Origin of the sequence: Epilithonimonas xixisoli, from assembly GCF_004365655.1 — a bacterium.
GTDB lineage: Bacteria > Bacteroidota > Bacteroidia > Flavobacteriales > Weeksellaceae > Epilithonimonas > Epilithonimonas xixisoli.
The window spans coordinates 1,183,540-1,208,841 of sequence record NZ_SOEO01000001.1 but is presented as its reverse complement, the minus strand read 5'-3'; the positions used below and the strand labels follow the sequence as shown (position 1 = coordinate 1,208,841).

General features: G+C 35.8%; 23 protein-coding genes and 1 pseudogene. 15 read left to right on the top strand and 9 right to left on the bottom strand.

What is annotated here, in order from left to right:
* Window positions 1-4 precede the first annotated feature (4 nt).
* Window positions 5-514, top strand: coding sequence for a DUF7935 family protein (locus tag B0I22_RS05495; protein ID WP_133943639.1), 510 nt, complete (start codon window positions 5-7; stop codon window positions 512-514).
* Window positions 515-529: 15 nt separating this feature from the next.
* Window positions 530-1,150 carry an inorganic pyrophosphatase gene (locus B0I22_RS05490; protein WP_133943638.1) on the top strand — a complete coding sequence of 207 codons (621 nt, stop codon included), beginning with the start codon at window positions 530-532 and terminating at the stop codon, window positions 1,148-1,150.
* Window positions 1,151-1,518: 368 nt separating this feature from the next.
* On the opposite strand, the gene mgtE is transcribed toward B0I22_RS05490, so the two are convergent.
* Window positions 1,519-2,838 (bottom strand): magnesium transporter, encoded by a 1,320-nt coding sequence (gene mgtE, locus B0I22_RS05485; protein WP_133943637.1) that lies wholly within the window; start codon window positions 2,836-2,838, stop codon window positions 1,519-1,521.
* A gap of 102 nt (window positions 2,839-2,940) precedes the next feature.
* Entirely contained in the window at window positions 2,941-3,495 is a 555-nt protein-coding gene (locus B0I22_RS05480) for a pyruvate decarboxylase (protein WP_133943636.1), read from the bottom strand.
* Window positions 3,496-3,626: 131 nt separating this feature from the next.
* Between B0I22_RS05480 and polA the strand changes: the two genes are divergently transcribed.
* The 4 genes from polA to B0I22_RS05460 are packed head-to-tail and all read left to right on the top strand — an operon-like array spanning window position 3,627 to window position 8,221.
* Window positions 3,627-6,461 carry a DNA polymerase I gene (gene polA / locus B0I22_RS05475; protein WP_133943635.1) on the top strand — a complete coding sequence of 945 codons (2,835 nt, stop codon included), beginning with the start codon at window positions 3,627-3,629 and terminating at the stop codon, window positions 6,459-6,461.
* A 47-nt stretch (window positions 6,462-6,508) separates the two neighbouring features.
* A complete protein-coding gene (locus B0I22_RS05470; RefSeq protein ID WP_133943634.1) occupies window positions 6,509-6,778 on the top strand; it encodes a YciI family protein in 270 nt (89 codons plus the stop codon).
* 10 nt (window positions 6,779-6,788) lie between these two features.
* Window positions 6,789-7,139 carry a bleomycin resistance protein gene (locus B0I22_RS05465; protein ID WP_133943633.1) on the top strand — a complete coding sequence of 117 codons (351 nt, stop codon included), beginning with the start codon at window positions 6,789-6,791 and terminating at the stop codon, window positions 7,137-7,139.
* Between the two features lie 50 nt (window positions 7,140-7,189).
* A complete protein-coding gene (locus B0I22_RS05460) occupies window positions 7,190-8,221 on the top strand; it encodes a M28 family metallopeptidase (RefSeq protein ID WP_133943632.1) in 1,032 nt (343 codons plus the stop codon).
* A gap of 55 nt (window positions 8,222-8,276) precedes the next feature.
* Here the strand turns inward: B0I22_RS05460 and B0I22_RS05455 are convergent, their stop codons facing one another.
* Genes B0I22_RS05455 through B0I22_RS05445 form a run of 3 tightly spaced genes read right to left on the bottom strand, consistent with a single transcriptional unit; the run spans window position 8,277 to window position 11,091 of the window.
* Entirely contained in the window at window positions 8,277-9,044 is a 768-nt protein-coding gene (locus tag B0I22_RS05455; protein WP_133943631.1) for an NUDIX hydrolase, read from the bottom strand.
* On the bottom strand, window positions 9,028-10,218 hold the full coding sequence (locus B0I22_RS05450) for an MFS transporter (RefSeq protein ID WP_133943630.1): 1,191 nt from the start codon (window positions 10,216-10,218) through the stop codon (window positions 9,028-9,030). Before B0I22_RS05450 ends, B0I22_RS05455 begins: the two co-directional genes overlap by 17 nt.
* A gap of 30 nt (window positions 10,219-10,248) precedes the next feature.
* Window positions 10,249-11,091, bottom strand: a complete 843-nt coding sequence (locus B0I22_RS05445) for a hypothetical protein (RefSeq protein ID WP_133943629.1) — start codon at window positions 11,089-11,091, stop codon at window positions 10,249-10,251.
* Between the two features lie 160 nt (window positions 11,092-11,251).
* On the opposite strand from B0I22_RS05445, the gene B0I22_RS05440 reads away from it, so the two are divergent.
* Complete coding sequence (locus tag B0I22_RS05440; RefSeq protein ID WP_133943628.1) at window positions 11,252-12,691, top strand: glycoside hydrolase family 30 protein; 1,440 nt, start codon at window positions 11,252-11,254, stop codon at window positions 12,689-12,691.
* A 48-nt stretch (window positions 12,692-12,739) separates the two neighbouring features.
* Here B0I22_RS05440 and B0I22_RS05435 read toward each other — a convergent pair whose 3' ends face one another.
* Both B0I22_RS05435 and B0I22_RS05430 read right to left on the bottom strand, forming a co-directional pair.
* A complete protein-coding gene (locus B0I22_RS05435; RefSeq protein ID WP_133943627.1) occupies window positions 12,740-13,258 on the bottom strand; it encodes a hypothetical protein in 519 nt (172 codons plus the stop codon).
* 179 nt (window positions 13,259-13,437) lie between these two features.
* Window positions 13,438-14,541, bottom strand: a complete 1,104-nt coding sequence (locus B0I22_RS05430) for a M14 family zinc carboxypeptidase (RefSeq protein WP_133943626.1) — start codon at window positions 14,539-14,541, stop codon at window positions 13,438-13,440.
* 339 nt (window positions 14,542-14,880) lie between these two features.
* On the opposite strand from B0I22_RS05430, the gene B0I22_RS05425 reads away from it, so the two are divergent.
* The 4 genes from B0I22_RS05425 to B0I22_RS05410 all read left to right on the top strand — a co-directional run bounded on the left by B0I22_RS05425 (window position 14,881) and on the right by B0I22_RS05410 (window position 19,527).
* The gene (locus B0I22_RS05425) at window positions 14,881-15,939 is read left to right on the top strand and encodes a TerC/Alx family metal homeostasis membrane protein (protein WP_133943625.1); all 1,059 of its coding nucleotides are present in this window, start codon (window positions 14,881-14,883) and stop codon (window positions 15,937-15,939) included.
* Window positions 15,940-15,954: 15 nt separating this feature from the next.
* Window positions 15,955-16,608, top strand: a complete 654-nt coding sequence (locus tag B0I22_RS05420) for a hypothetical protein (protein WP_133943624.1) — start codon at window positions 15,955-15,957, stop codon at window positions 16,606-16,608.
* A 159-nt stretch (window positions 16,609-16,767) separates the two neighbouring features.
* Entirely contained in the window at window positions 16,768-17,289 is a 522-nt protein-coding gene (locus B0I22_RS05415) for a helix-turn-helix domain-containing protein (protein ID WP_185145337.1), read from the top strand.
* Between the two features lie 42 nt (window positions 17,290-17,331).
* Window positions 17,332-19,527, top strand: a complete 2,196-nt coding sequence (locus tag B0I22_RS05410; protein WP_133943622.1) for a B12-binding domain-containing radical SAM protein — start codon at window positions 17,332-17,334, stop codon at window positions 19,525-19,527.
* 71 nt (window positions 19,528-19,598) lie between these two features.
* On the opposite strand, the gene B0I22_RS05405 is transcribed toward B0I22_RS05410, so the two are convergent.
* Both B0I22_RS05405 and B0I22_RS05400 read right to left on the bottom strand, forming a co-directional pair.
* Complete coding sequence (locus B0I22_RS05405; RefSeq protein WP_133943621.1) at window positions 19,599-20,414, bottom strand: ferritin-like domain-containing protein; 816 nt, start codon at window positions 20,412-20,414, stop codon at window positions 19,599-19,601.
* Between the two features lie 24 nt (window positions 20,415-20,438).
* Window positions 20,439-21,149, bottom strand: coding sequence for a ferritin-like domain-containing protein (locus tag B0I22_RS05400; protein WP_133943620.1), 711 nt, complete (start codon window positions 21,147-21,149; stop codon window positions 20,439-20,441).
* Window positions 21,150-21,425: 276 nt separating this feature from the next.
* On the opposite strand from B0I22_RS05400, the gene B0I22_RS05395 reads away from it, so the two are divergent.
* The 4 genes and pseudogenes from B0I22_RS05395 to B0I22_RS05380 all read left to right on the top strand — a co-directional run bounded on the left by B0I22_RS05395 (window position 21,426) and on the right by B0I22_RS05380 (window position 25,134).
* Window positions 21,426-21,989, top strand: a complete 564-nt coding sequence (locus tag B0I22_RS05395) for an RNA polymerase sigma factor (protein ID WP_246022147.1) — start codon at window positions 21,426-21,428, stop codon at window positions 21,987-21,989.
* A gap of 1 nt (window position 21,990) precedes the next feature.
* The gene (locus B0I22_RS05390; protein WP_133943619.1) at window positions 21,991-22,791 is read left to right on the top strand and encodes an anti-sigma factor; all 801 of its coding nucleotides are present in this window, start codon (window positions 21,991-21,993) and stop codon (window positions 22,789-22,791) included.
* 469 nt (window positions 22,792-23,260) lie between these two features.
* A pseudogene (locus tag B0I22_RS16325) lies at window positions 23,261-24,439 on the top strand (5'-nucleotidase).
* Window positions 24,440-24,582: 143 nt separating this feature from the next.
* Entirely contained in the window at window positions 24,583-25,134 is a 552-nt protein-coding gene (locus B0I22_RS05380) for an REP-associated tyrosine transposase (RefSeq protein WP_133943618.1), read from the top strand.
* Window positions 25,135-25,302: the final 168 nt, after the last annotated feature.

Here is a 25,302-nt window from a genome sequence, read left to right as displayed (position 1 = left end):
AGATATGTTTGATTCAGATTATTTCCCTTACGCTGTAGCCGTTATCATCGCATTGCCATTTTTGGTTTTTGCGAAACAGTTCGTGAACAGTTTTATCAGGCTCAAAAAACAGGAAATTAATTTCTTGGCAACCAAAAGCAACAGCGAAATCAAACTTCAGGCTTTGGAAAGAATGACTCTGTTTCTGGAACGTTTGAAACCATCAAATCTCGTGATGAAATTTGATAAAAACCTCCAGCCACACGAGTTTGTTTTCCTCACAGAAAAGAACATCATCGAGGAATTTGAGTACAATGCATCTCAACAATTGTACATTTCAAAATCATCTTGGCAAGACATCATTACAAGCAAGAACAACATTATCAGCAGTCTTCGAAAAACATATGAAGACCTCAATGAAAACTCAAAATTGGAAGATTACAAAACCGTTTTCCTGATGAGTTATCTCAACTCGGAAGACTACATTTCCGACACCATCGAGAATCTGAGAAAAGAACTAAACAAAATAATATAAACACTAATATAATAAATGATTCCAAATTTTAAAGCCCATCCGTGGCACGGGATTTCAGCTGGAGAAAACGCTCCGGAAGTTGTAAATGTTTTCGTAGAAATCGTTCCTACAGACACTATAAAATATGAAGTTGACAAAGAAACTGGCTATTTGAAAGTAGATCGTCCGCAGAAATTTTCCAACATTATTCCAGCAATGTACGGCTTCGTTCCAAGAACTTACTGTGAGGAAGAAGTGAAAAATCTTGCCGTTGCAACTGGCGCAACAGACGTTACAGAAGGCGATCACGATCCTTTGGATATCTGCGTTCTAAGCTCGCACAACATCACATCTGGTAACATTCTTTTGGAGGCGATTCCAATCGGTGGTTTCCAAATGATCGACAAAGGTGAGGCAGACGATAAAATTATTGCTGTTTTGGTAGAAGATCAGGTTTATGGCCACATCAGAGACATTTCTGAGTTGCCATCAGCGGAAGTTAACCGTCTTTTGCACTATTTCTTGAGCTACAAAAACTTGCCAACAGAGCCTGCAAAAGTAAAAATCGATTTGATCTACGGCGCAGACCAGGCGAAAAAAGTAATCGTAGCATCGCAAAAAGATTACACAGACAATTTTGTTGACAAACTGAAATAAAAAAAATTTCAAAACATATCAAATGCCATCTTTTCTAAGGTGGCATTTTTGTTTGATATTTTTGATGATTTGGGCGCCTATTTCCGCCTTCCGTTCCCGCTTTTTTTGTGATTGCGACGAACATTTGTTAATCAGTTGAAATCTTCCCAAAATCGCAATCACAAAAAAGAGCTCCACTCAAGTCGGGGCGCGCTTCGCCATCATCGACAATATGTCAATCAATTCGAGAATATTAAATCAATTAAAATCTGTTAAATTTGCCTCATCTGCGAGAAATTCAAAATCTTAGCTGAGCAAAGCGCCTTTGCTAACTCAAAATATTTTCAATAAATTCAAGAAAATTTTGCGGACTTTGCGTTAAATTTTTTTTAGAGAAGTTTGCCAGTCAAAAACATTCCGGCAATAGAAAAATAAATAATCAATCCAGTCACATCAACCAAAGTCGCCACAAAAGGAGCAGAAGAAGTGGCAGGATCCAACTTCATTTTTTTCAACATAAATGGAACCATCGAGCCAGAAATAGTTCCCCAAAGTACGATCAGCATTAGAGAAACGCCAATACTCAGTCCGATAAACATCCAATGTTCACCATAATTGAAAAATCCGATTTGTTGCCAAAAAGCGATTCGCATAAACCCGATCATTCCGAGAACACTACCCAATAGAACACCGGTGATGATTTCCTTTTTCATTACGTACCACCAATCTTTCAAACCAATTTCCTGAAGCGCCATCGCACGGATGATCAAAGTCGCCGCTTGCGAACCTGTATTTCCACCACTTGAGATAATTAATGGAACAAATAAGGCTAATACAACAGCTTTCTGAATTTCATCTTCGAAATGTCCCATTGCAGAAGCTGTCAACATCTCCGAAAAGAAAAGGACGATCAACCAAAACCCACGTTTTTTCACCATTTCAAAAATCGAAGTCTGCGTGTAAGGCATATCCAACGCGTCCAAACCTCCAAACTTTTGGATGTCTTCTGTATTTTGAGATTCAATTTGATCTAAGATATCATCAATCGTTACGATTCCTACCAAAACACCATTTTCTGTGATGATCGGCAAAGCACTTCGGTCATATTTTTCAAAGTAAGGAACTGCGTCTTCTTTGGAAGTCGTTGTGGTAATTGCTACAAAATGATCATCCGTCAATTCAGAAATCAATTGATCTTCGTCTGCCAATAGGAGAGAACCAATGGTGATGTCATCAATCAAACGATTTCTTTCATCAACAACATAAAGAAAGTTGAGCGTTTCCACTTTTTTTCCTACTTTTTTGATTTGTTGGAAACATCTTTTCACAGTCCATTCTTTTCGAATCTGAACGTAATATGGCGTCATCAAACGCGCAATCGAATCGGCTTCGTAACCCAAAAGTTTCAAAGCAACTCGTCGTTCTTGTGGATTCAAAAGGTTGATGGAAGATTTAATCAATTCATCTGGAAAATCCTCGAAAAGTTGCGTTCTGTCATCGGGTGACATTTCGTTCAAGATGTCAGAAACTTCGTGGCTTGCAATGCTTCGGATTGTTTCTTCCTGGAAATCAGGATCTAAGTGTGAGAAAACATCGGCTTTTTCAGATTTCGGTAATTTCAGAAATTGCAACAAGCGTTCCTTCACTGGCAATTTGCTCAATGATTCTGCAACGTCGGCTGGATTTAATATGATTTCTGGATTCTCGATCTTTCAAGATTTTTGCATTGCAAAAGTATTAAAATCTGAAAGAAATCCTTTAGAAATAGATTAATATAATGTGAAATAAAATGATTTTTTGATCGAAAAAACTTAATTTCTCAACTCCTTATTCATTTTTCGGATTGCACCTTTGGTTCCGATGATCACAGAATTGGAAGCTGTTCCCAACAATCTGCCATTGCCTTTGTACGTATCATAAGAAGTTTCCATTATAAAATGTCCTTTGGAATCGTACAGTTTCATACTCACAATCACTTGATTAGAAAAGACGTACTTTCCAAAACCAACTTTAAAATATTTCACTTTTGGAACCACTGCGACATCCGCATTGTTGTTTTCACAGATTTCCTTGATGGTTTTCGTGTCCACATCATCAAAAGACATTGGCGAATTTACCTGAAGATATTTTACATTTCCAAGCGATCTCATTTTGTCAGATGTTGCGCTGTAAAAAGCGTTGTAAGTTGGTTCCTTGATTTCAGAAATGTCGGGAAATACTTCTGGATTGAAATAGAGAACGGTTTTTATTTTCGAAACTTTAATGTCTTTGTTTTTATAAAGTAGGGCGTCTCCGTAATTTGCGCAGGAAATCAGGAGAATTGATACATAGAAAGTTAGAAAAAAAGAAGATAGATGTGTTTTCATTTGCTTTTGCAAAATTACAATCAAATTTCAATATTTCAATACAAATTTTAAGATTTTTTTAACAGAATTCAATAGTTCTATTTTCAAGTCTTTCAATCATTAATCATCACATTTTTATTACTTTTGTTTTTATGACTTCAACAGACAAAAGATTATATCTCATAGATGCTTACGCGATGATTTTTCGTGGTTATTTTGCATTCATCAAAAACCCGAGGATCACGACAAAAGGCATCAATACTTCTGCCATTTTTGGTTTCACTAATTCTTTGATCGAATTAATTAAAAGAGATCGCCCAACGCATCTTGCGGTAGTTTTTGATGTAGGCAGAACCAATGTCCGTCACAATGATTATGCAGAATATAAAGCCAATCGTTTGGAAACACCTGAACCGATTTTAATTGCCAAACCTTATATTTACAGTATTTTGGAAGCGATGCATATTCCTGTTTTGGGAGTTGAAGGTTATGAAGCGGATGACGTCATCGGAACCATTGCCTGTAAAGCGGAGAAACAAGGCTACAATGTCTTTATGGTGACGCCTGACAAGGATTTTGCACAGTTGGTGACGGATAAAATCAAAATGTACAAACCCAGTTCGAAAGGTGGTGATATTGAAATCCTAGGCGTTGAAGAAGTCAAAGCAAAATACGAAATCGATGATCCAAAACAAATCATAGATTATCTTGGAATGATGGGCGATGCTGTGGATAATATTCCAGGACTGGAAGGTGTTGGTGAAAAAACAGCGAAGAAATTTATTCAGGAATTTGGATCGATGGAAAATCTTTTGGCAAATACGCATCAGCTAAAAGGAAAGCTTAAAGAAAAAGTTGAAGCCAGCGCAGAAAGAGGCTTGTTATCCAAAAAGTTAGCAACAATACTTTGTGATGCGCCGATTGAATTTATCGAAGAACAATATGATCTTGATGTTCCGGATTTTGATAAGGTAAAAGAAATTTTCGAAGAGTTGGAGTTTAGAAGACTTTATGAAAATCTTTTCCGTGCATTCTCAAACAAAGAATATGTTGAGGAATTGATGGAAACTGAAAATCCAAATAATGGAATTGTTGAAACAAAATCTGCATCTCATAAAAATGGAACAATGGATCTATTTGCCAATTTTGAACAGTTGGAACAAGCAACGACCACAAAATCAACCATCGAAGGCAACGATCATCTTTATCAATACATCGATAATCCAAAAGCTCAGAGAATTCTTTTAGATAATTTGCTCAAGCAAAAATCGGTTTGTTTTGATACCGAAACAACTTCGCTTAATGAGTTAGAAGCTGAATTGATTGGGATGAGTTTTTCTTATAAAAAAGGATTAGCGTATTACATTCCGATTTCTGAAAATCAAGAAGAAGCGCAGAAAACTATTGAACTTTTCCGACCATTTTTTGAAGCCGAAAATATTCTGAAAATTGCCCATAATCTGAAATACGATGCGAAAGTTCTTCAGAATTATAAGATTGATGTGAAAGGAAAAATCTTTGACACAATGATCGCACATTACCTTCTCAATCCCGATGGAAGACACGGAATGGATTATCTCTCAGAAATGTACCTCGATTACAAACCGGTTTCCATAGAATCGCTTATCGGTAAAAAAGGGAAAAATCAATTGACGCTTCGTGAAGTTGATATCGAAACGCAAACTGCTTATGCCGCAGAAGATGCGGATGTGACGTTTCAATTATATGAATTGTTTGCGCCACAATTGGCCAAAGAAAACTTAGAAGAATTGTTCTACAATGTTGAGATGCCTTTGATGCGCGTTCTTGCCAAGATAGAATTGACGGGCGTAAAACTCGATAACAATTGGCTCGCTCAGGAAAGTATCGATTTGGAAAATGATCTACGCGTTTTAGAATCCAAGATCTTCGAATTGTCTGGGGAGAATTTCAATATGAATTCTCCGAAACAGCTGGGCGAAATTTTGTTTGATAAAATGCAACTCGATCCGAAAGCGAAAAAAACCAAAACCGGACAATACGCAACTTCCGAAGATGTGCTTCAAAAATTATCTTCGAAACACGAAATCATTTCCTCAATTCTGGAATACAGAACTTTGCAGAAACTGAAATCGACTTATGTTGATGCGCTACCAAGTCAAATTGATAAAAAAGATGAGCGCGTTCACACGACTTTTGCGCAGACTGTTGCCGCTACCGGACGTTTGGCAAGTGTAAATCCGAATCTTCAAAATATTCCGATCCGAACATTGAGAGGGCAACAAATCCGTGGTGCTTTTGTCGCTGATGAAGGAAAAAAGATTATCTCCGCCGATTATTCTCAGATCGAATTAAGATTGATTGCTGAGATTTCCGGTGAACAAAATATGATTGCCGCTTTCCAAAATGGCGAAGATATTCACGTTTCTACGGCGGCGAAGTTGTTTGATATTCCATTGGAAGAAGTGACCAAAACCCAAAGAGGTCAGGCGAAAACGGTGAATTTTGGAATTATTTATGGTCAGGGTGCCTTTGCCTTAGCCGAACAAACCGGACTTTCCAGAACCGAGGCGAAGAAGATGATCGATTCTTATTACGAATCTTATCCGCGTTTGAAAGAATTTATGGCAGAGCAAGTCAAGAAAGCTCAGGATTTGGGTTATGTTCAGACGATTCTTGGTAGAAAGCGCCATTTAAAAGATATCAATTCCAGCAATTTTGTGGTAAAAGCCCACGCCGAAAGAAACGCTGTTAATGCTCCAATACAAGGAAGCGCCGCAGATATTATAAAATTGGCAATGATAAAAATCGATGAAGAATTAGAAACTCAAAACCTTGAGACGAAAATGCTTCTGCAAGTTCACGATGAATTGCTTTTCGAAGCACCGATTGATGAAGTTGATGTTGCGATGTCATTAATTAAAAAAGAAATGGAATCTGCTTTTGAAACGAAAGTTCCTCTTTTAGTGGAAGTTGGAGTAGGGAATAATTGGTTGGAAGCGCATTAATTAGTGTACAAATTTTTCATCATTAATAAAATCAAAGACATACAAATATGAAAGCAGTCGTATTTTACGAACATAACACAGAGAAAACAATGGATGAGTTTATGGAAGTTTTCCCGCGTCACGAGGCGTTTGAAGCAGAGTTTTTGAAATCCGGAAAAATTCTGGGAACTGGCGCATTTGCAAATCCTGGAGAAGGTGCGATGGCGATTTTTGTGGATAAAGAATCTGCGGAAGCTTTTGTAAATGGAGATCCTTTCGTACAGGAAGGTTTGATTGCCAAAGTGACCATCCGAGAATGGAATGATGAATTACCATAAATTTCAAATTATGATTTCACAAATAATTCCCAAACTACCATTTATCAATAAAGAAAAAACGATTGATTATTATCAAAATTTAGGATTCGGATTTGTTGCGGATTATGGTGATTATCTGATTGCGACTTACAACGATTCCGAAATTCATTTTTTTGAATTTGGAAGTTTGATTCCTGAGAAGTCGGATTTTATGATTTATCTAAGGATTTCAAATAATATTGATAGGTTTTATCAACAGACTCAGGATAAAGGAATTTCCATTCATCCCAACGGAAACCTCGAAACAAAACCTTGGGGAACGAGAGAATTTTCTGTGATTGATCCAAATGGAACTTTGCTCACTTTTGGAGAGAAAATTTAAATTATTGTAACATTTCTTTTAGAAAATCGACTTAATAATAAATTAACTTTATGAAAAACATAAAACTATACGGATTGTTCCTTGGTTTGGCGCTTGCTACTAGTTGTGCAACTTCCACAAATTCCAATTTCACTTATGAAGGCAAAGGTTTCAAAGATGCTTATAACAGCATCACTTTGGAGGAACTGAAAACCAATCTTTACGTCATCGCTGGAGATGAGATGGAAGGTAGAGAAACGGGAAGCGCAGGTCAGAAGAAAGCCGGCGAATTTATGATAGATCAATACAAAAAGTATGGTATCAGTTTTCCGTCTGCTTTAGGTTCTTTCTATCAAAAAGTGCCTTCTGAAGCAATGAAAAAATATGGTGAGACTTTGCCAGATTCCGAAAATATTTTAGCTTTCATAGAAGGTTCTGAAAAACCGAACGAAATCATCGTGATTTCTGCACATTATGACCACGTGGGAATGAAAAAAGGCGAAATCTACAATGGTGCAGATGACGACGGAAGTGGAACTGTGGCGGTAATGGAAATTGCGCAAGCTTTCCAAGAAGCTAAGAAGAAGGGCTATGGACCAAAACGTTCTATTCTTTTCTTGCACGTAACAGGCGAGGAGCACGGACTTTTTGGGTCAGAGTATTACTCAGATCATCCAGTTTTCCCATTAGTGAATACAGTTGCAAATCTTAACATCGATATGATTGGAAGAGATGATCCTGAAAACAGAGGCAAAAAATACGTCTATGTGATTGGTTCTGAAATGCTAAGCTCGGATTTGAAAAAAATAAGTGAAACGGCTAATGAAAAAACAGTAAAACTGGAGCTTAATTATAAATATGACGATCCGAAAGATCCGCAAAGATTGTATTACAGATCAGATCATTACAACTTTGCAAAGCATAATATTCCGGTGGCATTCTATTTTGACGGCATCCACGAAGATTATCACAAACCGACAGATACGCCAGACAAAATTGATTATGACATCCTGACGCAAAGAACAAAATTGGTTTTTGCAACCGCTTGGGAACTAGCAAACAGAGCAGACAGAATCGTGGTCGATGGTAAAAACGACAGATAATATCAATAGAAAAGACGACCTTTTAGGTCGTCTTTTTTTATGTTTTTAAATTTAATTATTTATCGAAATCCAGATTTTTAATTTCAGAATTATCTAGAAATCTGTAGAGATATGGCGCTTTGTTGGCAGAACCTGTAAAGTGTTTTTCCAATCTTTCCAAGATATTGAGACTCAATATTTTTCTCTGGAAATTGTTTCTTCTCAGCGGTTCTCCCAAGATGGCTTCATAAAGATGCTGGAGTTCTTTCATTGTAAATTTATCGGGTAGGAGGTTGCTTCCCATCACCTGATAATCGATGTTTTTTCTGAGATGGAGGAGTCCTTTTTCAATCATTTCTTTGTGATCAAATGCCAACTCAGGCAGTTCGGAAATATCAAACCAACGGCAAACTTCGTTGAAGGAATCCGGAAAAGTGTAAGTCAAGGTGTAATCTACCAAAGCAAAATAGCCAACAGAAATGTAACGCTGATGAATCCAGTGGTTTTCCTCCACCGCAATATTTTTATTCTCAAGTAATTTTTGGTGAACATTGTTTTCCGTTCGTCGTACATCGCCAAAAGTGTAAAACTGTTCCAGATATACATTGGAAAGATGTGTTCTCTCGTAAAGTGTTCTGGCAGCAGCATCATTTAGATTTTCATCATTAAATATAAATCCACCAGGAACGCACCAAAGATCCAGATCGTGATATTTTAGCAATAGAACTTTGAGTTTGTCTTTGTGGAATCCAAAAATCACACAATCTATAGATAAGTGTTCCACAAAATCCTTAGTCTCAACAAGTTCCTTGAGATTCTGTTTATTCTTAGCGTTTTCGGTCATAGGTTATTGGCGTTTTATTGAGGACGAATGTGAGTCCAAATATAATTAATAATGGTAAAAATATAAAAATCGGATAAAAATAGCTCATCTTATGGTAGAAAATCATTGCCATATAGATGGATCCCAACGAACTTCCCAAAGATGAGCAAATTACGACTATGGAAACAAAGTAATGCGTTTTCTCCGCTGGAATTTTATTCAAGATTTCTGAGTTGTAAAGCGGGTAGAGTGGTGCAAGGAACAATCCTACAAGTGGAATCAGAAAGACCAAAATGTATTTGTAATCCTCATAAAAATAAGTTATCAAAATTTGTGAAATTCCCAAAATGATGAAGATGATGAAAAGACAAATCAAAATCATCCGAAACCAATGGAATCTCAAAATCAACTTGCTGGTAATCAATCTTCCGAAAAATGAAAATAAGGCTAAAAATGCAGAAGATTGCAAGGCAAAATAAGTACTGATTTTCAGATTATTCTTATAAAAACTTGGTAACCAGGAATTGAAACTTTGTTCCACCAAAACCATTAGAAAAATAATAATGAAGAAATAAATGATCTTTGGCTTTAATAAAAACTTCAAACCTCCAGAAAATATTTTCTTCTCAGAAGCCGGAATTTCTATGATTTCCAAAGGTCTTATCATCAAAACAGTTGCGATGCTGAAAAGTGCAATAATCCAAAACCCGAATTTCCAATATTCTGCATAATCGCTCGTGAGAAGACTTCCAAAACCAATATTCACAAAGAAGATTCCGAACATAAAAGCGGCATCTACACTGCTGATTGTGCTTGCCAATTCTTTGTCTTTATAATTATTTTTGATGATGCTGAAAACCGAAATCTTTGCTAAAGCGAAACTAACGCCCACAATACTCAACCAAATTTTGAAAAACCAAAACGCATCTACCAAAGGCAAAGCAATGCAACTTAGAATAATGAAAATCAAAGAAAAAATCAGCGCATTTTTGTTCCCGGTTTTGCTGATTAGATTGACACAAAACAAAGAAATCACCGCCATGGGAATGTCTTTGAAACTTTCTAAAAATCCCAAACCAGTGTAAGAAATCTTACTAGATAACTGCAGAATAATGGCGCCCATACTGTTCAACAGCATAGAAAAAATCAGAAAACTGAGCATCAGCGGAAGCTTAATCTGGTTTTTGGATGTCATTTATTATTTTAAAGTTAATTACTCAAAATTTCACTCTACTTTTTCTAGTTCTAAAATCGTTTTCGTTCCGTCGATATTTTTGTATTCAAGTTTTACAAAACCAAAATTGGGATTGAAATAAGAAATTAATTCTGTTTCACCAATTCTGCTTTTCGCTTTGGAATGGATGATGTAGCATTCCAGATTTCCTAGTTTTGTTGCTATATTTTTCTTTTCCTTGATTTCATAATCGTAATTATTTTCGATTCCACCTTTCCATTCCAGCCATCTTTTGTCCGCCCAATGATCTCCGATTTCCAGCTTCCAATTCCATTTTGTCCCGATTTGGTAAGGCGCTTTGATGTATGGAAAAGGATTTAATTCTAAAATTTTGAAAAAATTACTTCGTGGAGGATGTATCCAAACATTCATCTCATTCTCAATGGCGCCAGTCATTTCCATTGTTAGGAATTGTCCGTTATTCATTATGTATTCATAACCTATTGCCGTTTGATTGTAGTCAGGAATCTCTTTTCCAAAAGGGTTTCCGGAACTTGGTTTCAATATCAAATGTTTGACAGTTTCATTATCTTGTCTATCAAAATTTACAAACTCCCAATCATATCTGCTGTGAGCACCTGGTAGCTGAATTTCTTTTCCTTGTTTTATCAAAAATTTTTCTCCTTTCACATTCTGATAAAAATAACTGTAAGTCAAGCTTTTACCGATTTTATAAATGATGTTATTATAATTATAATTTTCATCGTAGTTTTTGCCAGCTTCTGGTTTTTCAACAGTAATTCCGTCGTCGTCAATTGCATATTTGTCCAAGTTTATTTGAGCAAAATAATGCACAGGAAATAGAAGAAATATGATTAATCTAATTACTTTCATTTTGTGGATTTTAAATGGTCATTATTAACATTAATTTAAAATTGTAATTTCAAAAAATTCCCTTACAAATAAAAGATTTTTTTTAAATATTAAAAAATTTTCGGATGTAATAAAAAAAGTATATTTTTATTGTCTCACTTTGAGAATTATTTTATTAAGAATGAAAGGTAAAATTGTATTATTAGCTTCAGTTTTTTTCTTAGTTAATGTCAATGCGCAAAACTATTGGAAAAAAGGCTTGAAAGAGGGAAAAGTAATCCTGACATCCAAAAAAAGCAATGAAAAATTTGCTTCAAAATCCAATGCTGTTTTTACAGATTTTCCTCAGCCAAAAGAAACGGACATCTGCGTTTTTGTAGCGCCTAATTTCAAATATCAAAAAGTGATGGGATTTGGTGGTGCGATTACAGATGCTTCTGCAGAGGTTTTTGCTAAGCTTCCGAAAGACAAACAAAAGGAATTTATCGAAGCTTATTACGGAAAGTCGGGACTTGGTTACAACATTCTAAGAACCAATATGAACTCTTGCGATTTCTCCAGCGATACTTATACTTATGTGAAAGACAATGACGAAACGCTGAAATCATTTGATGTAAAGCACGATGAACAGTACAAAATTCCATTAATAAAACAAGCTCAGAAAGCAATTGACCCAAAGGATTTCAAATTTTACTTCAGTCCTTGGAGTCCGCCAGCGTGGATGAAATCTAATAACAGTATGCTGAAGGGTGGGAGATTGTTGGACAAATATTATCAGGTTTGGGCAGATTATTATATTAAATTCATCGAGGAATATGAAAAAAGAAACATTCCGGTTTGGGGCTTGACGATTCAGAATGAGCCAATGGCAACGCAAAGCTGGGAATCTTGCATCTACACTGCGGATGAAGAGGCTACATTCTTACGAGAAAATCTAGGACCAACTTTGTGGAAAAATGGTTATAAAGATAAAAAAGTCATCATTTGGGACCACAACAGAGATTTGATTTATCAAAGAGCAACGACGACTTTGCAAGACCCGGAAACTTCTAAATATGCTTCTGGGATTGGTTTCCACTGGTATGAAACCTGGAACAACAAAACGCCTTTGTTTGATAATTTGGCAGAAACACACAGAGCTTTTCCGGACAAATTTTTGATTTTCTCAGAAGGTTGCAAAGAACAATTTGATTTTGCTAAAATTTATGATGTCAATATCGGAGAATTGTACGGCAGAAATATGATTAACGATTTCAACAAAGGAATGTCTGCCTGGACAGACTGGAACGTACTTTTGGACGAAAAAGGCGGACCAAATCACAAAGGGAATTTCTGTTTTGCGCCCATCATTGCGGACACCAAAAAAGGGGAGTTGCACTACACCTATGAGTACTATTATGTTGGTCATCTTTCCAAATTTGTAAAACCAAATGCACAAAGATTGGGAACTTCTACAAACAAAGACTTTTTACTTTCCACAAGTTTCCAAAACGAGAGTGGGGAACTGGTAATTGTTGTGATGAACGAAGGTGATACAGACACAGATTATCATCTTTGGATTGAAGGAAAAGCTTCGAAACTCTCTGCGCCAGCACATTCTATACAGACTATAGTTCTATAAACTATATATTTTTAAGGGTTATGTACAGCAACTTTTGAGTTGCTGTTTTTATTTTAATTTTTCTGAAATCATCTTGCAATCTGCCGGATTCAATCTTTGTCCTTTGGTGAAATTAATGGATTTTGTGGATTCATAAACTGCTTTGTTGGTGCTGGTTTCTGCATATTTTCCAATACCTTCCAGCAAAACGCCACTGTCTTGTAGAAAGTAGATTTCTCTTTCGCTCATAGAACCTTCCGAACTGAATTTGTAATTAATTTTCAACGTATCGCCAGAAACTGTTCCTGAGATATCGCCTGATGAAGAATCTTTTTCAAAATTTTTGTATTTCAGCTTTCCTGAAACATTTCCATTGGCAATTTTATAGGATAAAAACATAGAATCTTTTCCAATCACGTTCATATAGCAATTTTCAACATTTTCATTTTCAGAAATTTGATTCGGATCTTCGGCAATTGCCAGTGTATCAGGCTTTCGATTTTCTACATTGGTTTGCTTGCCATCATTTTTTGAACAAGATGTGATGAGGAATAAAGTTCCTGAGAGAATTAAAAAAGACTTTTTCATAAAATTATAATTTAAAGATTGCTTAGAAAATATTGTACCAGATTGATTTATAGAATCATATACGGCTTAAAAAACAAAGATATGAAATAATTATAAAATTTCCTATAATTTATATTATGTTAAATAGAATATGTAAAACGTTTATTTACAATGCTTTATAAAATCTATTATTTAGATAATTATTCTATTTTGAAATCTACTAAAGAATCTAGTTTTGGGAATTTCTTGATAGAGACAAATTTCTTATTTGTACAATCTAATTCTTGCCAAGCTTTTTTGTGGTTCAAATCACCAACTTCAATCACGTACGGCTGATATGTGAGTTTATAATTTTCGTCCAGAATTTCTCTGTACTGTACAGCGATATCCATAATGCATTCAAACTCTGTGTTCAGTTTTACATTTCTGTAGATCAAATCAAAATGGGTTTCTTTATTCTGTGGAATATCCAAATATGTTTCGTAACTCAATGTGTCACCTTTCAGTACAGACATAGCTTTCAAAGCAAAATACAAAGCTTGGGTATAAAACTCTCTGGTTTTGTTCCGATCCAAATCATTTTCATAAAAACCGCCTTCAATCAAAATAGACGGAATTCCTGATTTCATAAAATTGTCTCCGCTAGATGTTGGGTAAAATTCGTCTGTATATTTTGCAATTCGATTGGGCAAAACGTGTTTCATTTGAAGATATATTGCTGCAATCACCGCCATACTTTTTTTACGGTTTTCCGTCACATCTCTTTCAATATTTTCCGACGATGCTAAGAAAGATAAAGTTGCAGGATGAACGCCATCTGTTGTAAAAATTGTTCTTTGATCGTGAAGATTCAAAAGATAGCTATAGTTACCATTCAGAATTATCGATTTCAAAAGTCGCATTTCACTACTTGACGTTCTAATGAAATCTCTGTTCAGATCTATATCAAAAGCATTTCTGCGAGACCAAGTTTCTGAACCGTCCGGATTTAGCATAAAAATAAAATCCAGCTGAATCAAAGAAAATAATTTGTCTGTGAGTTCAGGATGTTTCTCTGTAATTGCCAGAAGATCCAACATTGCTAATGTCGCAGTAGATTCATTGCCGTGCATTTGTGACCAGGCAGCAACACGAATATTTCCATTTCCGAGCGTCATCATATAGATGGGTTTTCCTAAACCAGACTTTCCAATTTCTGTGATCTGATTGCTGTAATTGTCCTGTAAGTAAGAAAATAATTTTTCTGGAGAAATATAGCGTTCTGGGAAGTTTGAATTTTTGGAATAAGGAAAACTGTAGTTCATAATTGCTCTTTTAGATTTTGACAAAAATAACATTTAATCTGAAATAATAACAATTACATTTGTAAAATCATTAAACAAGTTAAAATGACAACTTGTCTGTTAATTATTTTGTGGATTGATATATTCTTATTTAAAAATAATAAAACATTATTTTTCAATGCGTTATGAAATTTTATTAAAGTACAATTTTAAATCTACTTTAATATGGATAACAAGTATATTCTTTCATTTGTTCATCAGAATGCTAAACAAAAATTTCTTTTAAAATATTGATATTTTACAAATGTATAAGTGTCTAAATCATAATAATTTCGCTATTTTTGCTCATATTTTTTACTGATGAGCAACGAGATTTTATTCCTTTCGGGATTCTTGATATTTATACTAGCACTCCTCCTACTCGACTTGGGAGTTTTCAACAAAAAAGATTCAGCGGTGTCTTTGAAACAAGCTGGCTTGATGAGTGTTTTCATAATTCTTCTTTCTTTAGGATTTTATATCGTCCTTACCTACTTCGGTCATCAGATCCACGGGATCGATAGCATCGAGAGATTACAAGAAGTCGTTGCAAAGCATAAACATCCGATCAAGATCATTCCGGATAATCTGGAGCATAGCATCATGCTTTATAATAAAAATCTTGGCCTCGAATTTCTAACCGGTTATTTGGTAGAATATGCGCTTTCTATAGATAACATCTTTGTTATACTTCTTGTGTTTTCAGGATTTGGAGTTGCACCGCGCAATTATCACCGCGTATTGTTCTGGGGAATCTTCGGAGCGATTGTGATGAGATTCCTATTCATATTTATAGGTGCTGCTTTGATTCAGAAGTTTGAATGGATTATGTACGTTTTCGGAGCCTTCCTTATATATACGGGAGTCAAAATGTTTATCGATAGAAATAAAGAAGACGAGATAGATCCGCAACATCATCCTGTGGTAAAGTTTGCCCAAAAACATTTCAAAGTTCATAACCAATTTGTAGGCAACAAATTCTTTGTCGTTATCGATGGCATCAAGAAAATGACACCGTTGTTCCTGGTTTTGATTATCGTAGAATTTACAGATTTGATTTTTGCGGTTGATAGTATTCCAGCGATATTCTCGATTACCAAAGATCCTTACATTGTCTTTTTCTCCAATATCTTTGCAATTATCGGACTTAGATCGATGTTCTTCTTACTGGCCGGAATTGTGAATAAGTTCCGATTTCTGAAGATTGGTTTGGCTGCGTTACTTACGTTTATCGGTCTCAAAATGATCTTCCACCACTATCTGGATGATAATGGATTTACTACTTCACATTCTTTGATTGTGATTGTATCCATCTTATTTTTAAGTATCGCAACTTCCTTGATGTTTCCCGAAAAGAAACCTCACAATATAGAGTCTTAGTTTAATGTAAACTAAATGAAAACGCTTTTTGCACTTTTATTTTCGATTAACATTTTTGCTTGCAAATGCGAAAATATGAGTCTGAAACAATCATTTGAAAGTGCACATTATGTTTTTATCGGGCGTGTTTTTGATGTGCAAAAAACACCTTCTGGTTTAGGGACTTTGGAAGATTATGTTAGTAAAGTTCAGATAAAAAGTCTTTATAAAGGAGAAACCTACAATAATTTTTATACCCAACAAGCTACTCTTTTTGGTTCACAAGTCCATTCTTGCGATGTTATTTTCGATGAAAAAGATGAATATCTAATCTTTGCTTATGAAGAACCGGATACTGGATTTCTCTTTTCCCACAAATGTCTTTACAGTAAAAAATTAACCGAAATATCTTCTGAAGAAATAATAACATTAGAGAGCTTAAGCAAACAATACAAAATAGATATTGAAAACTCCAAGATTTCAGATTCTTTGGATGTTGATCTTATAGTTGAGGATCCTTTTAACCAACCTAACAGAGAGATTATTCGTCTAAATAATGAAGTAAATACTCTACAAAGAGAAAATTCCCATCAAAAACTGCTGATAATTATTATTGGGTTTATCTCAGTTTTACTTTTATCCACATCGATTTGGTTACTCTTTCGTAACAGAAAATTAAAAAGTGAATAAGTCTAAGTTATCCACAATTGATAATTTACAAAATCAATTTAAATTTATAACTTACTGATTTTTTGTTATTAAAATATTGTTTCAAGCAGTTTACAAAAGTAAATAACCCTCGGTTACAAATGTAAAACAATTGTAAACAATTTTAATTACATTTGTAAAATGGATTTCAGCAATAGATTTACAAAAGTAATAGAACATTCAGAATTATCGCCGGCAGAATTTGCAGAAGAAATTGGTGTGCAACGATCGAGCATTTCTCATATTATTTCTGGACGTAACAAACCTTCTCTCGATTTCATTACCAAAATAAAAACCGCTTTTCCAGAATTTGAATGGAGTTGGCTAATCACTGGAGAAGGCAAAATGTTAATCTCGGAAAAAGAATCTGAACCTATAGTTAAAGAAAAACCAGAAGTTGTAGAGAAGAAAAAACCGTCTTTGCCAGATTTGTTTTCTTTGATAGATGACGAGAACTTTGGAAAAGATGACACTCCACAAAATTCTACAAAAAATGAAAATGCGCGAGAATCCAATATTTCCTATCACAAGTCAGAAAAAAATATTTTATCCGATTCTCAGCGATTAGAAAATTTGAGTCAAAAACACGATTCAAAAAAGAAGAATGTGAAAAGAATTGTTTTCTTTTACGAAGACGGAACCTTTGAAACTTTTGAAAACTAAGATTTCAAATTTTAGAAAACTTATCTTTGCAAAAATTTTCTTTTGAAAGATCTTCTGCTCATCACGCCACCTTTCACGCAACTCAACACGCCTTATCCGGCGACGGCGTACATCAAAGGTTTTCTGAATACCAAAAATATTTCGTCTTATCAGATGGATTTGGGTATCGAAGTGATTTTGGAATTGTTTTCCAAAGATGGCATTCAAAAGATATTTAAGAAAAAAATTGATATTCAAAATTCTTCCGAAAATTCTCAGCGGATTTTTGCGCTTCGCGAAGAATATATTAAAACCATCGATCAGGTGATTCTCTTTTTGCAGAATCAAAATCCGACGTTGGCAAGGCAGATTTGTTCTATGAATTTCCTTCCGGAAGCTTCCCGATTCAATCAGTTGGATGATATGGAATTTGCTTTCGGAAATATGGGATTGCAGGACAAGGCGAAACATTTGGCTACATTATATTTAGAAGATCTTTCGGACTATATTGTCGAAAATGTGGATTCAGATTTTGGATTCAGTAGATATGCAGAACGCTTGGGAAAAAGCGCCAATTCTTTTGATGAATTATATTTTAAATTAAATGATAATCAGACTTTTATAGATGATTTCACTTTAAGAATTCTGAAAGAAAATCTGGATTTGGTTCAGCCGAAATTGGTTTGTTTTTCCGTTCCGTTTCCAGGGAATTTGTACTCTGCTTTTCGATCTGCAAAGTTTATCAAAGAACATTATCCGTACATCAAAACCGCAATGGGCGGAGGTTTTCCGAATACCGAACTTAGAGAAGTCAAAGATAAAAGAGTTTTCGAATTTTTTGATTTCATTACTTTAGACGATGGCGAAATACCGCTTGAATTAGTTTGTGAAAATGTTCTTGCAAATAAATCCAACGAAGAGTCAGATTTCAAACGTACTTTCTTATTGGAAAACGGTGAAGTCGTTTATAAAAATAATTCCAAAAGACACGATTATAAACAATCCGAAATTGGAACGCCCGATTATTCGGATTTACAATTGAACCGCTACATTTCTGTCATCGAAGTGGCAAATCCCATGCACAGTTTGTGGAGTGATGGCCGATGGAACAAGCTGACAATGGCGCATGGTTGCTACTGGGGCAAATGTACTTTTTGCGATATTTCTTTGGATTATATCAAAATCTACGAACCTATTTCTGCCAAAATTCTAGTGGATAGAATGGAGGAACTCATCCAGCAAACTGGCGAAACTGGTTTCCATTTTGTAGATGAAGCCGCTCCACCAGCGTTGATGCGTGAAGTGGCGTTGGAAATTTTGCGGCGAAATCTGGTCGTAACTTGGTGGACCAATATTAGATTCGAAAAAAGTTTCACTCAAGATCTCTGTTTTCTTTTGAAAATATCTGGTTGTGTTGCGGTTTCTGGCGGATTGGAAGTGGCGAGTGACCGATTATTAAAACTAATAGACAAAGGCGTTTCCGTAGATCAAGTGGCGAGAGTGACCAGGAATTTTACGGAAGCTGGGATTATGGTTCACGCTTATTTGATGTACGGCTACCCGACCCAAACCGTTCAGGAAACGGTGGATTCTTTGGAAATGGTTCGTCAGCTTTTTGAGATGGGAATTTTGCAAAGTGGCTTTTGGCATCAGTTTGCGATGACGGCGCACTCACCTGTCGGAATCAATCCTGAGGAATATGGTGTGATTCAGATGAAACAAGAAATTTTGTTTGCTAATAATGACATTGATTTTACAGATAAAACCGGAATCGATCACAGCAAATTCAGTTTTGGATTGAAGAAATCTTTGTTCAATTATATGCACGGAATCAATTTTGAATTGCCTTTGCAGGATTGGTTTGATTTTAAAATTCCGAGAACCACAATCCATCCGGATTACATCCACGACAGTCTTTTGGAGGACGATAATTTCAGTTTCAAAGCCAACTCCAAACTGGTTTTTCTGGACAAAAATGTCATTGCGAAAGACATTATTAAAACAAAAAAAGGAAATTCTTGGGAACTGAAACAGATTATTTTTCACCTGAAAACGAATATTGTCAAAATAGAACTTGAGAAAGAAAAAGGCGATTGGCTCATCCAGATTTTAGAAGATAATCACATCCAAAATCCAAAGAAAATAACGCTGCAACAACTTAAAACTCAGTTTGAAGAAAACTTTGAAGATTTCGAATTGTTCTGGTTTTCAAAACCAATTCAGCAACTGAAAGAAAATGGAATTATACTGAGTTTGTGATGATAATTAATAAAAATCCTCTTCCTCAGAAATAAGGAAAAGGATTCTTTAAAATAAAATATTACGACTTGTTATGCTATGAATATTCCTGCAATGGCAGCGGCATCTGAGCCGCTCAATACTTCGTCATAAGCTGCAGATCCTGCTTCAGGGCCAAAGGCACTCGCTGTATTGAATCCTGCTTGATTGGTTACGCCTTCGCCAGCGTACACAGCATTGGTTGCTGCCGGCATATTCCCACCATTGGCTAATTCTATCCAGCCTTTGTTGGCTCTCATTCTTCTAACTTGCGCAGCATGTCTCGCCTCTACAGAATGGATTTGAAGTGCGGCCTGCAAGATATCTTTGTTGGACATCACATTTCCTGCCTGTCCTTTGTAGGCTCTAACTCCCGTATCCTCAAAGGCCTGAGCTAGAATTAGAAATTGATTGTAATCTGTAAACGGAGAAAAATTTCCACCTGCTGTAAAATCAAAAGTTGGTTTGGTTCCTGGTGTCTGTCCTAAGGAAGTCAAAGCCGTTTTCAGAAAGGCCACGTGCGCCGTTTCGTGTTTTGAGATTTGCATAAAAACGGTTCTGTCAGCATTTTGGATAAGTCCAGAAGTTGCCAAGCCAATACGGTAATACTCATCTTCCAGGTATTCTAATGTCAAAGCCAATTGCAAAGCATCTGTCAACGCACTTTTGAACATCGTGGTTGATGCAGTTGCTGTGCTTGTCTCAGCTTTTACAGAAGTGGTCATCATTGCTCCCAATCCTACGGGAACTGCCGCTACTGCTGCTTTTTTTCCAAAATTTGTAATGCCAGTGAGCGAGTCTAATCTTGAGATTTCTGTGGTAAAGAATTTATCATCAGAAAGTTTATCTAATATTTTAAGAATGTTCATAATAATCGATTTTGAAATGAATAATTAACCAATGTTTCTTTCTTTCCAAGTGAATGGCGTTTTGATAAAACCACCTGCTGCCATTACAATGTCCTTAGGCTCTTTTGCCACATCCAGACCATTGGCATCTATCACATCATCCCCAGAAAAATCTGCAGATCCAGGATTGATTAGATTACGAATCGCGGCCGCATGGCGAGCTTCTACAGAAACTATTTTGCCCGCTATCACCAGATAATCTGGCGTGGTAATGTATTTTCCTGCGCCGTTGTAAGCCGCTACACCAGTATCTTCCAATGCTTTTGCAGTTGCCAAGACAGAGTTTCTATCATTGAAGTTGACATTGGGATATTGGAACTCAAGCGTTGGCAATACATTGGACGTTGCACCACTGATCGCCGCTTTGAAAAAATCTCTATGAATCACCTCGTGGTGGTAAAGATCTGTTAAGACCTCCCTCTCCAGACTGGATATTCCGGGGTAGAAATTATTCACCACTTTGCTGTAAAAATCGGCTTCTAATTGTTCCAGAGCGTAGGCATAGTTTAGCACACCTACATCGCCTTTTCCAAGATCAAAGACGTTGCCACCATTATCTATCATCATATCATCATCGTTACATCCTACCAGCGCAAGACCTGCCATTGCAAGACCAATACCGCTGAGTTTCAAAAAGTTTCGTCTTCCGGTATCCAGGCTTGCACCTTGATTGGAGACATTAATTGTTTTTTTCATAATATTATTTTAAAGTTAATATGTTGTTGTGGGTGTTACTATCATCTACGAGGCTTTGGTAGATTTTAGATTTATTTTTTTTGAAATTATTTTTAAATCGCTATCAATCAATAATTTAATTTTTGACTAAGTGTGCTATTTTTGATTTAATCTTACAAAAAACACGACATAAGTCTTATATTTTTGAATAATTACTAAGGATTTTGGGTTATTGGTCTTGGAATAAAATATTTTTAATAATTTGTTTGTCATTTACATTATTTCACTACATTTGAATTGAAATATATTCTTATCAAAACAAACTATTCGGAAGAGCAACTCATCGTTTTACTGAAAGAGAAAAACGAAAATGGTTTTCATCATTTGTATGATCACTATTCTGGTGCGCTGTATGGTGTCATCCTCCGAATTGTACATTCCAAAGAATATACAGAAGAAATCATCCAGGACGTTTTTGTCAAAATCTGGAACTCCATCCACCAGTACGATGCTTCCAAAGGCCGCTTCTACACGTGGATGATCAATATTGCCCGCCATACTGCCATCGACTATCTCAAGTCCAAAAATTTCCAGAACGAACTCAAAAACCAACCGCTTCCGGATTTCGTATATAACATTACAGAACTTTCTGCGACTAATGAAGAATCCGATCATACCGGCTTCTCCGATATGCTGAAAGGTCTCGACCAGGACAAGAGAGAAATCATAGATATGGCGTACTACCAGGGCATGACCCAAAGCGAAATTTGTGAAAAACTCCAAATACCACTGGGAACAGTGAAGACGAAAATGCGGAATGCATTGTTGAAATTAAAGGATTTGTTAAAAGGTTATCAATAACGTGAACACGAAAGAATACATATCATCCGGAATTATAGAATCTTACATTTTAGGACTTGCTTCTCCCGAGGAGGCAGGCATCTTGGAGTGTGTGATGAAGAATAATGCCGAAGTGAAGCAGGCTTTTGAGGATGCACAAAAAACATTGGAAGACCTTGCCACCGCGCAGGCAGTAGCACCGGCAGATGATTTGAAGTCAAAAATCTGGAATAGAATCAAGAGCGAACCTGCGATAGTCTCGCCCAACAACAATCCGGAAATACCAAAACATAAGTTCGAAACCAAGTCTGTGAAAGAGGTGATCAATTGGAAAACCTATGGTATTGCAGCGTCTGTTCTATTTTTAATCAGCATCCTTGGAAATTTCCTTTGGATCAATAATATTACGGACAACAAAAAACAAATTGTCCAGCTACAATCCGAAAAGCAATTGCAAGATGACGCCCTCAGCAAGATGAATGAGAAAATGCAACTCTTCTCCAATCCTGATATGAAAATGGTGATGCTAAAAGGAGTAGAAAAACATCCGGATTCCAAAGCCTTGGTTTTCTGGGATACCAAATCCAAGCAAGTCTATCTGAATGCGGACAGCCTGCCAAAAGCACCTGCAGGCATGCAGTACCAATTGTGGGCAATTGCCGATGGAAAACCGGTAAACGCCGGAATGTACACTTCCGAAAAAGACAGCAAAACAGCGCTTGCCAACATCCCGAATGCACAGGCATTTGCCATAACGCTGGAGAAAGAAGGCGGCAGCGAAGTACCAACGATGGAGAATATGTTTGTAATGGGTACAACCTAATAACGCCCTCATCACATCATCATAAAAAACAAAAAGCCGGACTATTTCTAGTTCGGCTTTTTCTATGGTGTTCTGTAAATGGCATTGGGTTCTACCCTTTTACTGGCGGTTCTAAGTTGGAATTCTTCGCTGCTTTTACCAGTTCGTTCACGTCTGCGTAGAAGATTTGCCAGTCTGGGACATCAAAGTAAAAGTTGTTTTGATTGAAAACTGGGGTTTTGAAAGTTTTGCGGAAGTTGTATGGGTTAGAAAACGAGGGTTTTTGAGTTCATACACTTTAAATTTAATAGTTTATTCAAATCAGCCTTAATTCTGCCATAATAATACTTTTAAATAAAATACAGAAATACTGATATGACAAAAAATCCCAAATAGTTTAGAAAAAGTAAAAAAAATGTCAAATTGTCACATTTTAACATCTGGATTAATAATTGTGATTTTCTTAAGATAATCACACAATCATAAAATTATGAGTACAAGTAAAAATGATGCGCCTGATTTGAAAGGCAACAGAGAAAGAACAGATGATGGAACTTTACGTCAAAAACGTGGAGATACTCATATTGGAACAATTGAAAAACAATACGATATTGATTTGAAAGTCAGAAGAGATATGCGTTTGGACACATACTTAAAAAAGAATAATATAAAATCTTTGAACGATTTGATTAAAAAAAAAAATAGAAAGATGGCAGTAGATCTATCAGAAATTTTAGTAGTTGGTGTCTCAAGCCGAGCTTTATTTGATTTAGAAAAAGAAAATGAAATTTTCGAAAAAGAAGGAATTGCAGGTTATAGGAAATATCAACAAGAAAATGAAAATGAACCATTATCACCTGGAACAGCATTTCATTTAGTTCAAAGTTTATTACACTTAAACACAGTTGCAAAAAAGAGAATTGTTGAAGTGGTTGTAATGTCAAGAAATAGTCCAGAGACAGGTGTAAGGATTATGAATTCCTTAAAACAACATAAATTTGATATTACAAGAATAGCTCTTAGTGGAGGAGAACCATTATCACCATACATTGATGCATTTGATATCGATTTGTTTCTCAGCAAAGATAATAAAGACGTACAATCTGTTATAGATTCAAAAAGTTGTGCAGCGGCATATATTTATGCTCCACCTACGGAATTTAAGCCATTAGATAACCGAGTTAAAATAGCGTTTGATGCAGATGCTGTTTTATTCTCAGATGACTCTGAACACAGATATAAGACAGAAGGTATTGAAGCCTTTCATAGATACGAGCAAGAACACGAAGACGACGCTTGAGCAGAAGGTCCTTTCGCTAAATTACTAATCAAACTATCTAAGATACAAGAAGAATTGCCTACAACAATTGAATTATCACCCCTCCGTTTAGCTATTGTTACGGCAAGAAATGCACCTTCCCATATGAGAGTTATTAAAACGCTAAGAAAATGGGGTGTATATGTTGATGAAGCATATTTTCTCGGAGGTTTAAGCAAAGACAAAGTATTGAAAGCTTTTGGAGCACATATTTTTTTCGATGACCAAGATATACATTTAAAAGATTCTTCCAAATTTGTCCCTTCTGGTAGGGTTCCGTATGCTTCAGATTCTCCTCTATTCGTTAAAGATGTACCTATAAATTCATCGGAGGAGATGAACAAAGAATAAAAATTACAGAATTATAAGTCAAAATTTTCACAAAAATCCTCACGCTGGCGCGAGCTTCAAGCTCGTGCCGTTTCCTGAGCACGAGCAAGATGCTCGCGCTAGCGTATCATTATATTTTGTAGTTTTACTCAAAACACAATAGAATGAGTAGAAAATATAAATTCCGAGAAAAAGATGGTGCCTATTTTATCAGCTTTGCAACAGTATTTTGGATTGATGTATTTACCAGAATTGAATATTTTAATATCATCATCAGTTCTTTAGACTACTGTAGGAAAAATAAAGGAATGGTAATATTTGGATATTGTATTATGCCAAGTCATATTCATTTAATCTTTCGTTCTGATGATGGAAAACCTTCAGAACTGATTAGAGATTTTAAAGGATTCACATCAAGAAAATTACTTAAAGCTATTCAAGAAAATAATCAGGAAAGTAGAAAAGAATGGATGCTTTGGATGTTCAAAAAAGCTGGAAGAAGAAATTCTAATGTCAAAGAATATCAATTTTGGCAACAGAACAATCAACCGATAGAAATCTGGTCTTTGAAAGTATTTGAGCAAAAATTAAATTATATCCATCAAAATCCTGTCGAAAGTGGTTTTGTAATAGAACCTTGGGAGTGGAAATATAGTAGTGCACGAAATTATGGTGATGATTTTGATGAAGTTTTGAAGATTGATGTTAATTTGTGAATGTTAAGGTTGTTTGGTACGAGCGAGACGCTCGCGCCAGCGACAAGGCAGAACTTAAATATCACAGTCTTCGTCGCTAGCGCGAGCTTCTAGCTCGTGCTTGTCAATATAATCAAACAAAAAAAACCTGCTCAACAGCAGGTTTTCCATTTATATAAAACAAAAATC

Coding starts and splice junctions, on each gene's coding strand:
- B0I22_RS05495 (WP_133943639.1), top strand. CDS start 5: ATGTTTGATTCAGATTATTTCCCTTACGCTGTAGCCGTTATCATCGCA.
- B0I22_RS05490 (WP_133943638.1), top strand. CDS start 530: ATGATTCCAAATTTTAAAGCCCATCCGTGGCACGGGATTTCAGCTGGA.
- B0I22_RS05480 (WP_133943636.1), bottom strand. CDS start 3,495: ATGAAAACACATCTATCTTCTTTTTTTCTAACTTTCTATGTATCAATT.
- polA (WP_133943635.1), top strand. CDS start 3,627: ATGACTTCAACAGACAAAAGATTATATCTCATAGATGCTTACGCGATG.
- B0I22_RS05470 (WP_133943634.1), top strand. CDS start 6,509: ATGAAAGCAGTCGTATTTTACGAACATAACACAGAGAAAACAATGGAT.
- B0I22_RS05465 (WP_133943633.1), top strand. CDS start 6,789: ATGATTTCACAAATAATTCCCAAACTACCATTTATCAATAAAGAAAAA.
- B0I22_RS05460 (WP_133943632.1), top strand. CDS start 7,190: ATGAAAAACATAAAACTATACGGATTGTTCCTTGGTTTGGCGCTTGCT.
- B0I22_RS05455 (WP_133943631.1), bottom strand. CDS start 9,044: ATGACCGAAAACGCTAAGAATAAACAGAATCTCAAGGAACTTGTTGAG.
- B0I22_RS05450 (WP_133943630.1), bottom strand. CDS start 10,218: ATGACATCCAAAAACCAGATTAAGCTTCCGCTGATGCTCAGTTTTCTG.
- B0I22_RS05445 (WP_133943629.1), bottom strand. CDS start 11,091: ATGAAAGTAATTAGATTAATCATATTTCTTCTATTTCCTGTGCATTAT.
- B0I22_RS05440 (WP_133943628.1), top strand. CDS start 11,252: ATGAAAGGTAAAATTGTATTATTAGCTTCAGTTTTTTTCTTAGTTAAT.
- B0I22_RS05435 (WP_133943627.1), bottom strand. CDS start 13,258: ATGAAAAAGTCTTTTTTAATTCTCTCAGGAACTTTATTCCTCATCACA.
- B0I22_RS05430 (WP_133943626.1), bottom strand. CDS start 14,541: ATGAACTACAGTTTTCCTTATTCCAAAAATTCAAACTTCCCAGAACGC.
- B0I22_RS05425 (WP_133943625.1), top strand. CDS start 14,881: ATGAGCAACGAGATTTTATTCCTTTCGGGATTCTTGATATTTATACTA.
- B0I22_RS05420 (WP_133943624.1), top strand. CDS start 15,955: ATGAAAACGCTTTTTGCACTTTTATTTTCGATTAACATTTTTGCTTGC.
- B0I22_RS05415 (WP_185145337.1), top strand. CDS start 16,768: ATGGATTTCAGCAATAGATTTACAAAAGTAATAGAACATTCAGAATTA.
- B0I22_RS05405 (WP_133943621.1), bottom strand. CDS start 20,414: ATGAACATTCTTAAAATATTAGATAAACTTTCTGATGATAAATTCTTT.
- B0I22_RS05400 (WP_133943620.1), bottom strand. CDS start 21,149: ATGAAAAAAACAATTAATGTCTCCAATCAAGGTGCAAGCCTGGATACC.
- B0I22_RS05380 (WP_133943618.1), top strand. CDS start 24,583: ATGAGTAGAAAATATAAATTCCGAGAAAAAGATGGTGCCTATTTTATC.